The organism is Aeromicrobium sp. (genome assembly GCF_014378035.1).
Taxonomy (GTDB): Bacteria; Actinomycetota; Actinomycetes; order Propionibacteriales; family Nocardioidaceae; genus Aeromicrobium.
Window position 1 is genome coordinate 1 of the sequence record NZ_JACMOM010000035.1, and the last position, 10763, is coordinate 10763.

The 10763-nt window shown below is 65.7% G+C and carries 5 protein-coding genes; all 5 read left to right on the forward strand.

The annotated features are described in order from the left end of the window. The coding region (locus H7290_RS02240; RefSeq protein ID WP_290512390.1) for an efflux RND transporter permease subunit at nucleotides 1–2665 on the forward strand (2665 nt) is incomplete at its 5' end. A gap of 339 nt (nucleotides 2666–3004) precedes the next feature. Then, nucleotides 3005–5182, forward strand: coding sequence for a DEAD/DEAH box helicase (locus H7290_RS02245; RefSeq protein WP_290512391.1), 2178 nt, complete (start codon nucleotides 3005–3007; stop codon nucleotides 5180–5182). Nucleotides 5183–5503: 321 nt separating this feature from the next. Continuing rightward, a complete protein-coding gene (gene cysK / locus H7290_RS02250; protein ID WP_290512392.1) occupies nucleotides 5504–6439 on the forward strand; it encodes a cysteine synthase A in 936 nt (311 codons plus the stop codon). After that, nucleotides 6439–7002, forward strand: coding sequence for a serine O-acetyltransferase EpsC (epsC, locus tag H7290_RS02255; RefSeq protein ID WP_290512393.1), 564 nt, complete (start codon nucleotides 6439–6441; stop codon nucleotides 7000–7002). The genes cysK and epsC overlap by 1 nt, the downstream gene beginning before the upstream one ends. Nucleotides 7003–7270: 268 nt before the next feature. Further along, a partial coding sequence (locus H7290_RS02260; protein WP_290512394.1) for an ExeM/NucH family extracellular endonuclease occupies nucleotides 7271–10763 on the forward strand: 3493 nt, incomplete at its 3' end.

Below are 10763 nucleotides of genomic sequence, written 5' to 3' on the forward strand. Positions count from 1 at the left end.
CGATGACCTGTCGGCCAAACTCGAGAGCTCGACCATCGTCGACCTCAAGAAGCTCGACGACGTCAGCGACGTCAGCCTGCTCGGAACCACGGCGCAGCGCCTCGTCATCACCCCAAACCAGGACGAGCTGCTCGCGCGAGGCCTGACCACTCAGGCGATCCGTGATGCGCTCGACGACAATGGCGTCCTGCTGCCGGCCGGCCAGATCACCGAGAACGAGAAGACCCTCACGGTTCAGGCAGGTGCGCGCATCACGACGACCGACGAGGTCGCCGCCCTCCCGCTGCTCGGCGGTTCGACGGGCGCACTGGTCAGGATGTCCGACGTCTCCACCGTCGCCCTCGTAACCGATCCGGTCACCGGCATTTCCCGGGTCAACGGCGAGCCGGCGCTGACCATCGCGATCACCAAGACCCCGGCGGGCAATACGGTGGCGGTCTCGCAGGAGGTGCGCGACCTCATCCCGGATCTGGAGAAAGCCCTCGGCCAGAACACCACGTTCACTATCGCCTTCGACCAGGCGCCCTTCATCGAAGAGTCGATCAACTCCCTCGCGACCGAGGGCCTTCTCGGCCTCGCGTTCGCGGTGATCGTGATCCTGCTGTTCCTGCTATCCGTGCGCTCCACACTGGTCACCGCCATTTCGATCCCGGCCTCCGTCCTCATCACCTTCATCGGCATGCAGGCGGCTGGCTACACGCTGAACATCATCACGCTCGGGGCCCTCACGATCGCGATCGGGCGCGTGGTCGGCGATTCGATCGTCGTCATCGAGAACATCAAGAGGCACATCGGGCTGGGCGAGGAAAAGCTGCCGGCCATCCTCACCGCCGTCAAGGAGGTTGCGGGCGCGGTCACGGCATCGACGGCCACCACGGTCGCCGTATTCCTGCCCATCGCGCTGGTCGGCGACATCACGGGAGAGCTGTTCAGGCCGTTCGCCCTCACCGTTACCATCGCGCTGGCCGCATCCCTCTTCGTGTCGCTGACGATCGTGCCTGTGCTTGCGTACTGGTTCCTGGGTAGCAAGCAACCTCGCAAACATGCCGGACCGACCGCAGTGGATGGCCGTCCCGCCGATGAGCTCGACACACCGACTCGACTGCAGAAGGGCTACCTTCCCGTACTGAACTTCACGTTGAAAAGGCCCGTCGCGGTGATCCTCGCGGCTGTGCTCCTTCTCGGAGGAACCGTCGCGCTCATCCCGTTCATGAAGACCAACTTCATCGGGGACAGCGGCCAGAACACGCTCACGGTCAGCCAGACCCTGCCGCTCGGCGCCAGCCTCGACGCCCGCGACGCCGCGGCCATGAAAGTCGAATCGGTCCTCCAGGATGTCGACGGGGTTGAGACCGTGCAGCTCTCGATCGGTTCGAGCGGCAACAACCTGCGCTCGGTGTTCACGGGCTCGGGCAGCTCCACCTTCTCTCTCACGACCGACCCGAACGCCGACCAGGTGACGGTGCAAGCCGACGTGCGGGCGGCGGTCGCCGACATCAGCGACGCCGGTGAGATCACGCTGGCTGCCGCGGGCGGTGGCTTCGCGTCATCCACTATCGAGGTCAACATCACCGCGACCAGCGAGGCTGAACTGCGCGACGCGGCCGATGTCATTCTCGCGGCAGTGAAGAACCTCGACGTCGTCGCCGAAGCGTCGAGCAACCTGTCCAACGATCAACCGTTCATCGCCATCACGGTCGACCGAGACGCGGCGGCAGAGGCCGGGCTGAGCGAGATCCAGGTGGGGGGAATCGTCACCGCGGCGATGAACCCCTCCTCCGTCGGATCGGTGGTGATCGACGCGAAGACGCTGTCGATTTACATCCTCAACGACAGCGCCCCGACAACGGTGCAGCAGTTGCGCGACTTCAGCATTCCGACGGCGACCGGGCTCATCCCGCTGTCGGATCTGGCCACCGTCGACCAGCAGAACGGCCCGGCGTCGATCACCGCCATCAGGGGTGTGCGCAGTGCGACGGTCAGCGTCACACCCAACAGCGACGACGTCGGGACAGCGTCTGCGGCGGTGACCGCGGCGGTTCAGGATGCCACGCTGCCGGCCGGTGCCGACGCCGAGCTGGGTGGCGTTACCACCCAGCAGGCCGACGCCTTCAGTCAGCTGGGGCTCGCGCTGCTCGTGGCCATCCTGATCGTGTACGTGGTGATGGTCGCGACGTTCAAGAGCCTGCGACAGCCCTTGCTGCTGCTGGTGTCCGTGCCGTTCGCCGCGACGGGAGCGATCGCGCTGCAGGTCATCTCGGGCATCCCGCTCGGTGTTGCCTCCCTGATCGGCGTGCTCATGCTGATCGGAATCGTCGTCACCAATGCGATCGTTCTCGTCGACCTGATCAACCAATACCGCACGCGCGGTATGACGGTCCGGGAGGCGATCATGCAGGGTGCCTCACGTCGACTGCGGCCCATCCTGATGACCGCGACGGCGACGATCTTCGCGCTGCTGCCGCTGGGAATCGGCCTCACCGGCAACGGTGGGTTCATCTCGCAGCCGCTCGCCATCATCGTGATCGGCGGCCTCGTGTCGTCGACCCTGCTGACGCTCGTGGTGCTGCCCGTGCTGTACTACCTGGTCGAGGGTGCCAGGGAGCGGCGTGACGATCGTCGCGCCACGCGCGCTGCGGCGGAGCCCGCGGTCACTAGCGCGTAGGCTGCGGCCCAGCGCCAGCCAGCCGCGCGCCCCGCCATCGCCCCGCGTCGCTGCTCTGGCCGTATCTGCCTCGATGGAGTAATGTAGGCAAGTCGGCTCAAGACAGCGCGAGCGTTCGCGCATGGGTTTGTAGTCTTGCGGGCCGGTTTGCCAACTACTTCAGTTGGTGACAATCACACGAATGTATGTGACGGCCCCGGTCAAAGATCGCCCGGGTTCAGTAGGGCATGGCGCGTCTATCCAACGCTGTCGGTGCCTACCTTCATGCGCTCTGTGTTTGCTCACGCGTGACGTGTTCACGCGGGTTAATTCACAACAACAGAGAACCCAGAAAGAACCATGCCCTCTTACTCGAATTCATCAAGCTCCAAGCCGCCCGCTGGTGGCAAGAAGCCCTATAAGTCCACTCCGTCATCCAGTGCTCGCGGTAGCGCTTCCGGCGCTCCCAAGAAGCGTTGGACCGGGGATGACCGTGCCGCACGTACGGGCGACCGCTCAACCGGTTCGGCCCGCCCTGCGCGCGACGACCGCCGCCCCGACTGGAGCCCCCGCGACTCCAAGCCTTCGTACCAGGATCGCCAGGCGCAGGAGCGTGGCACACGCCCGTCGTACGGCGACCGCAAGCCCGACCGCCCGTCGTACGGCGACCGTCCGGCAGTGGAGCGTCCGTCCTATGGTGACCGCCCGGGCCGCACGGAGCGCCCCGCATACAACTCGGACCGTCCGGCCCGCAGCAATGATCGCCCGTCGTACAACGACCGTGCTGCGCGCACGGACCGTCCGGCATATGGCGGCGACCGTCCGGCCCGCAGCAACGATCGCCCGAGCTACAACTCGGAGCGTCCCGCCCGCAGCAACGATCGCCCGTCGTCCGGCTCTGATCGTCCGGAGCGTCCCGCGTACAACGCGGATCGTCCGGCCCGCCCGTCTTACAACTCCGACCGTCCGGCCCGCAGCAACGACCGCCCGGCCTACAACGACCGCGCTCCGCGCACGGATCGCCCGTCATACGGCAGCGAGCGCCCCGCCCGCAGCACAGACCGTCCGAGCTACAACAGCGATCGCCCCGCGCGGACTGACCGCCCGGCGTACAACAGCGACCGTCCAGCACGTCCCGCATACAACTCGGACCGCCCAGCGCGTACCGAGCGTCCCGCGTACAACAACGCCCGCTCCGAGCGTCCGAGCTACGACCGCCCAGACCGCGGCGACCGCGCCCCTCGCCGTGACTTCGACGATCGCGCTCCCCAGCGCGAGAGTGACTACTACACGGCTCGCACCACGACCGGACCCGTCGAGGACGTCGTGCTTGAGCGCCTCGAAGCCGCCGTCATCACCGCGACCGACGTCGAAGGCGTGACCTTCGCTGACCTCGGCCTCGGCAGCAACATCGTGCGCCAGCTCGCGAGCATGGGGGCAGAGGCCCCCTTCGCGATCCAGGCAGCGACGATTCCGGATGTGCTCTCGGGCCGCGACGTCCTCGGACGTGGCAAGACGGGCTCAGGCAAGACGATCGCGTTCGGCGCTCCTCTCGTCGAGCGCCTCATGGAGAACAACGGTGGCAAAGACCGCCAGATGGGTCGCAAGCCGCGCGCGCTCATCCTGGCTCCGACCCGCGAACTGGCCATGCAGATCGACCGCACCGTGCAGCCGATCGCCCGCTCAGTCGGCCTGTTCACCACGACCATCGTCGGTGGCGTTCCCCAGTTCAAGCAGGTCTCGGCGTTGCAGCGCGGCGTCGATATCGTCATTGCGACGCCCGGCCGCGTCGAGGACCTCATTGAGCAGGGTCGTCTCGACCTCAGCAACGTCATCGTGACTGTGCTCGACGAGGCCGACCACATGTGCGACCTCGGATTCCTCGAGCCCGTGCAGCGCATCCTGCAGGAGACGAGCAAGGGCGGCCAGAAGCTGCTGTTCTCGGCAACCCTTGACAAGGGTGTCGCCACCCTGGTCAAGCAGTTCCTGGTCGACCCGGCGGTGCACGAGGTCGCGGGTGAGGATCAGGCGTCATCCACTATCGATCACAAGGTGCTGCTCATCGAGCAGCGCGATAAGCGCCAGATCATCCAGCAGCTCGCCGCGGGCGAGGGCAAGACCCTCATCTTCACCCGCACGCGCGCATTCGCCGAAGAGATGAGCGACTACCTGGAGGATGCCGGAATCCCCGCGACCAGCCTCCACGGTGACCTCAACCAATCGCGCCGTACGCGCAACCTGCAGCTGCTGACCAGCGGTCGCGTGAACGTGCTTGTCGCGACTGACGTCGCGGCACGCGGCATCCACGTCGATGACATCTCGCTGGTCATCCAGGCCGACGCGCCGGAGGAGTACAAGACGTACCTCCACCGCTCGGGTCGCACGGGGCGTGCCGGCAAGGTCGGAACCGTCGTCACCCTGATCAACCGCAACCGTCGTCGCAAGATGGACGAGCTGCTCGGTCGGGCCGAGATCGAGGCGACGTCTGTCTACGCGGCTCCGGGCGACGCGGTGCTCGACGAGCTCGCAGCGCTGTAGTACACGTAGTCACACCCGCACGGCTGCACAGCATGCAGTAGCACGATGGCACTCATCCGAGAGGGTGGGTGCCATCGTCGTCTGCCGTGTCCATAACTCCTGCAGATCTCGTCGCCGAGCGGCCCCCACTCCCGACGTTCCGGGGTTTCTCGAACTTTTCCCGCGCAATCTGCAGGAGTTGTGGACGGGTCAGGGTCGGCCCGGGAGCCATCGTCGTGTGCCGTGGGAATTCCGGAGCCCCGGTGTGCGCTGTAACTCTGAGACGCACCCAGCCAGCACTGCTTAGGCTGATCACCACCGGTTTCTCACGAAAGGCACCCCATGGCCCGCATCCACAATGACATCACCGAGGTCTTCGGCAACACACCCCTCGTGCGCCTCAACAAGGTCACTGAGGGCCTGGGTGCGACAGTCCTGGCCAAGCTCGAGTTCTACAACCCCTCCGCGAGCGTCAAGGATCAACTCGGCGTCGCGATTGTGGATGCCGCCGAGAAGTCGGGCGAGCTGAAGCCCGGCGGCACCCTGGTCGAGGGCACCAGCGGGAACACCGGTATCGCTCTGGCCATGGTGGGCGCTGCCCGCGGCTACAAGGTCATCCTCACCATGCCGGAGAGCATGAGCCAGGAGCGCAAGACGCTGCTGAGGGCCTATGGCGCAGAACTGGTCCTGACTCCGGCGGCGGAGGGCATGAAGGGCACCGTCTCGAAGGCGGCCGAGATCGCTGCCAACACTCCTGGGGCTGTGCTGACGAGGCAGTTTGAGAATGCCGCCAACCCGGCCATCCACTTCGCCACAACCGGCCCCGAGATCTGGAACGACACAGACGGCGCCGTCGACATCTTTGTCGCCGGCATCGGCACAGGTGGAACTCTCTCCGGCACAGGTAACTACCTGAAGCAGCAGAAGCCTGGTGTGACGGTGGTGGGTGTCGAGCCCGAGGAGTCGCCGATCCTCAACGGTGGAGCCGCGGGTCCGCATAAGATCGCCGGCATCGGAGCCAACTTCATCCCGGCGATCCTTGACCGGGACGGCTACGACGAGATCATCGATATCAACATCGCGCAGTCGGTTTCGATGGCACGCAGGCTTGCAGCTGAGGAAGGCATTCTCGCGGGCATCTCATCGGGGGCGACGGTCGAGGCCGCCCTGCAGCTGGCCGCCCGCCCCGAGAATGCTGGCAAGACGATCGTGGTCATCGTCGCCAGCTATGGCGAGCGCTACCTCTCAACGGTGCTGTACGAAAACCTGGCCGGATAGTGCCGTTCTCCCGAATCCGGGAAGACATCGCCAACGCTCGCAGGCGTGACCCCGCCGCTCGATCCAGCTTCGAGATCTGGCTGACCTACTCGGGGCTGCACGCGGTGTGGGGCTTCAGATTGGCCCACTGGCTCTGGATGCACGAACTGAAGACCGCGGGACGCGCAGTCTCTCAGTTGGCCCGTTTCCTGACGGGGGTCGAGATCCATCCGGGTGCCACCATTGGTCGACGGTTCTTCATCGACCACGGCATGGGCGTCGTCATCGGCGAGACGACCGTCATCGGCGACGACGTGCTGATGTACCACGCTGTGACTCTGGGCGGTACGAGTGCGCTTCACGAGAAGCGGCATCCGACCCTCGGTGACGACATCGTGGTGGGCGCGGGCGCGACCGTTCTCGGCAACGTCAGAATCGGTTCGCATTCGGTGATCGGTGCGAATTCGGTCGTGGTGGCGGATGCGCCAGAGGGCTCCGTGCTGGTGGGTTCGCCCGCGGTGCCCAGGCCCCGCGCCCCGGCCGCGACGGACTCCTACTCGGATTCGACGATCTACTACATCTAAAACAGCCGGGCATCTGAACGGTCTCAGCCGGCTTCGGCGCGTTGAGGCAGGGCTGGCCTGCGCAACAGGGTTACCAACGGGTGACGGTCTCGTGACCTCTTTGTGCTGCCTCTCGACTTTTATGGGTGGCCACCCCTAGGGTGAAGGCTGACCCCCGAAAAGGGGTAGAACCTGTGCCGATTTGCCCCCAGAAGGAGACCGTCGAGTCATGCCAGCATCCATTCCCACCCCGGGAAAGCACCAGCCCCCCCGTTCGCGCAGGAGGGTGGTGGCCGTTGCAACGACCACCGCGCTCGCCCTCGCGTTCACGAGCCTGACGGCGGTTCCCTCGTCGGCCGCCGACATCACCGGAACCATTGCCGATGTGCAGGGCACCACCGATGTCACCCCGCTCGCCGGTACCACCGTCACCGTGCAGGGCGTCGTCACTGGCGACTACCGCAACAGCACGGCCAGCGGCTATCGCGGCTTCTACCTTCAGGACCCTGCGGGAGATCCCGCGGACGGTCGCTCAGACGCAATCTTCGTCTACTCCGCCAACGCCGACCCGGCCGTCGCCATCGGCGACCTCATCACCGTCACCGGGGTAGCGAGCGAGTTCAACGGCCAGACCCAGATTAGTGCCACCACGAACGAGGCATACACCGTCGTGACCCCCGATGTCGGTGTCCCCGCGTCGACGATCCTTCCCGACGCCGCCACTGGCGCCGCGCGTGAGGCATTCGAGGGGATGCTCGTCACCCCGGAATCCGCCTACCTCTCGTCGAGTCACCAGCTCTTCAACTTCGGTTCGCTCTGGCTGAACGTCGGTGACCTCGCGGTCAAGGCGACAGAGACCACGGACGCCGGCGAGGCCGCCAACGCGATTGCCGTAGCGAACCGGGCCAACCGCCTTCTGGTCGATGACGGCTACAGCATCCAGGTCAGCAACGGTGTGCACCCGGGAACCCAGCCGTACTTCGACACCGCCAGGGTAGTGCGCAACGGGGATAAGTTCGTTGCTCCCGCCGCCGGCATGATCCTCGGCTGGGGTTTCTCCGACTGGCGCCTGCAGCCGCAGCGTCCGCTGAGCAGCACCTCGCCCGCCGAGTACGCGGCCTTCGAGCCGACCTTTGAGAGCCTGAACCCCCGCACCGATTCCCCGGCTGAGGTGGGCGGCGACTTCTCCGTCGGCGCGTTCAACGTGTTCAACTACTTCACGACGTTCGGCGGGGATGCCCGTGGAGCCGACAACGCGGCGGACTTCGCTATCCAGCAGTCCAAGATCGTCTCGGCGATCAACTCGCTCGACGCGGATGTTGTCGCGCTGATGGAGATCGAGAACTCGGTCAAGCTGGGCGAATCTGCCGACGAGGCGCTGGGAAACCTGGTCGACGCACTCAATGCCGCGGCAGGTTCGACGGTCTGGGGCTTCGTGCCGACTCCGACAGCGCTGCTCGATGCCGCCACCACGGACTTCATCACCAACGCGATCATCTACAAGACCGCGACGGCCACACCGATGGGCGAGAGCTTCGCTGATATCAACGAAGCGGTGTGGGACAACGCGCGTGAGCCGCTGGCCCAGACATTCGACGTCGATGGCAAGACCATCACGGTCGTCGCCAACCACTTCAAGTCGAAGAGTCCACCCGCGGGCGGCGGCGCAGAGCCGGCCGACCTGCAGGGCTTCTTCAACGCAGACCGCACGGAGCAGGCGACCAGCCTGAAGAACTTCGTCGACGGCATCACGGCCGACCCCGCCAAGGGCGCAGACGTCATGCTGCTCGGTGACTTCAACGCCTACCACGAGGAGGATCCTGCCCAGGTGCTGACCGCAGCGGGCTTCGTCGACCTCGTGCCGGACAACACAGACGAGTACACGTACACGTTCAACGGTGAGCTCGGCTCGCTCGACCACGCGTTCGCATCGCCATCGCTGGTGGCCTCCGTCACCGGCGTGGATGTCTGGAACATCAACTCCTCTGAGTGGTCTGACCGCGGATACGAGTTCGACGCCGCCGAGGCAGGCACGCCGTTCCGTTCGAGCGACCACGACCCGGTGAAGATCGGGCTGAGCTCGGCCCTTCCCCCCGTCGACATCGACCTGTTGAGCATCAATGACTTCCACGGGCGCCTGGAAGCGTCACGGGCCGTTGCCGGCGCCGCAGTGCTCGCGGGAACTGTGAACCAATACCGTGCCGCGAACCCGAACACCGCTTTCGTCGGCGCGGGTGACCTCATCGGTGCATCCACCTTCACCTCGTTCATTCAGAACGACCAGCCGACGATCGATGCGTTCAACGCAATGGGACTGGATGCGAGCGCGTTGGGTAACCACGAGTTCGATCAGGGTCGCGCTGACCTCGACAACCGCATCCTGCCGGCGGCCAGCTGGGACTACCTCTCGGCGAACCTCTTCGACAAGGCGACGGGCGAGGCGGCGTACGACGAGTACTCGCTCGAGACCTTCGGCGACGTCACCATCGGATTCATCGGTGCGACGACGGACCAGCTGTCTAGCCTGGTCAGCCCCGCCGGTATTGCGAGCCTGGAGATCAAGCCTGTCGTGCCAGAGGTCAACCGTGTTGCCGATGCTCTGAGTGATGGGGATCTGTCCAACGGTGAGGCCGACGTGATCGTGCTTCTCGTACACGAGGGTGCGGCCACGACCGACATCTCTAGCGCCACGGATGATTCGGCATTCGGTGGCATCGTCAACGGCACCAACGCGAACGTGGATGCGATCATCTCCGGCCACACCCACCTCGCGTACAACCACCTCATCCCGATCGCGGGCACAGACACGCTGCGCCCGGTGATCTCGTCGGGCCAGTATGGCGAGAAGTACGCTCACTCCTCGATCTCGGTAGACCCGAAGACCGGGGAGCTGCTGTCCTTCACGACCGAGGTCCTGCCGCTCGCCGGAGCAGCAGCGCCCGACCCCGAGGTGGCCGCCATCGTCGCAGACGCTGTCGCCGTCGCCAAGGTGCTGGGGGCCGTGCAGGTCGGTGACATCACTGAATCGTTCACGCGCGCCACGCAGACCTCGGGCAGCGAGAACCGCGGCGGTGAGTCGACTCTCAGCAACTTCGTTGCCGACGTGCAGCTCGAAGCCACCAAAGAGGCTGGCGCCGAGATCGCCTTTATGAACCCCGGCGGCCTTCGTGCCGACCTGGCGTACGCGTCGACCGGCACGAGCGATCCAGACGGCAACGTGACCTTCGCGGAGGCCGCGGCGGTGCAGCCGTTCGCCAACACTCTGGTCACGATGCAGCTGACCGGTGAGCAGCTGAAGGCAGTTCTCGAGCAGCAGTGGCAGCCAGCCGCAGCGTCGAGGCCGTTCCTGAAGCTCGGCGTGTCTGAGGGGTTCGAGTACACCTACGTCGTCAACCCGGTCGCACCCGGTTCGCCGACCACGGGCACCGTCACGGGAATGAGCCTGAACGGTGTCGCCATCGCCCCCACCGATGTCTTCACGGTCACGGCGAACTCCTTCCTGGCCTCGGGCGGCGACAATTTCGGAGCATTCGGCGCCGGAACCAACCCGACCGACTCGGGCAAGATCGACCTGCAGAGCATGGTCGACTACTTCGAGGGCAACCCGGTTGCCAGTCCTGACTCGGCGCAGCGTGCGGTGGGCGTGAGCCTTTCTGCACCTGACGCTGACGGATACTCGTCGGGCGACCAGGTCACGCTGGGGCTGTCGTCGCTGCTGTTCAGCAACTCGGCTCCACTGGCCGGAACCGCGGTGGTGAGTGCTGGCGACGTCGAACTCGGAC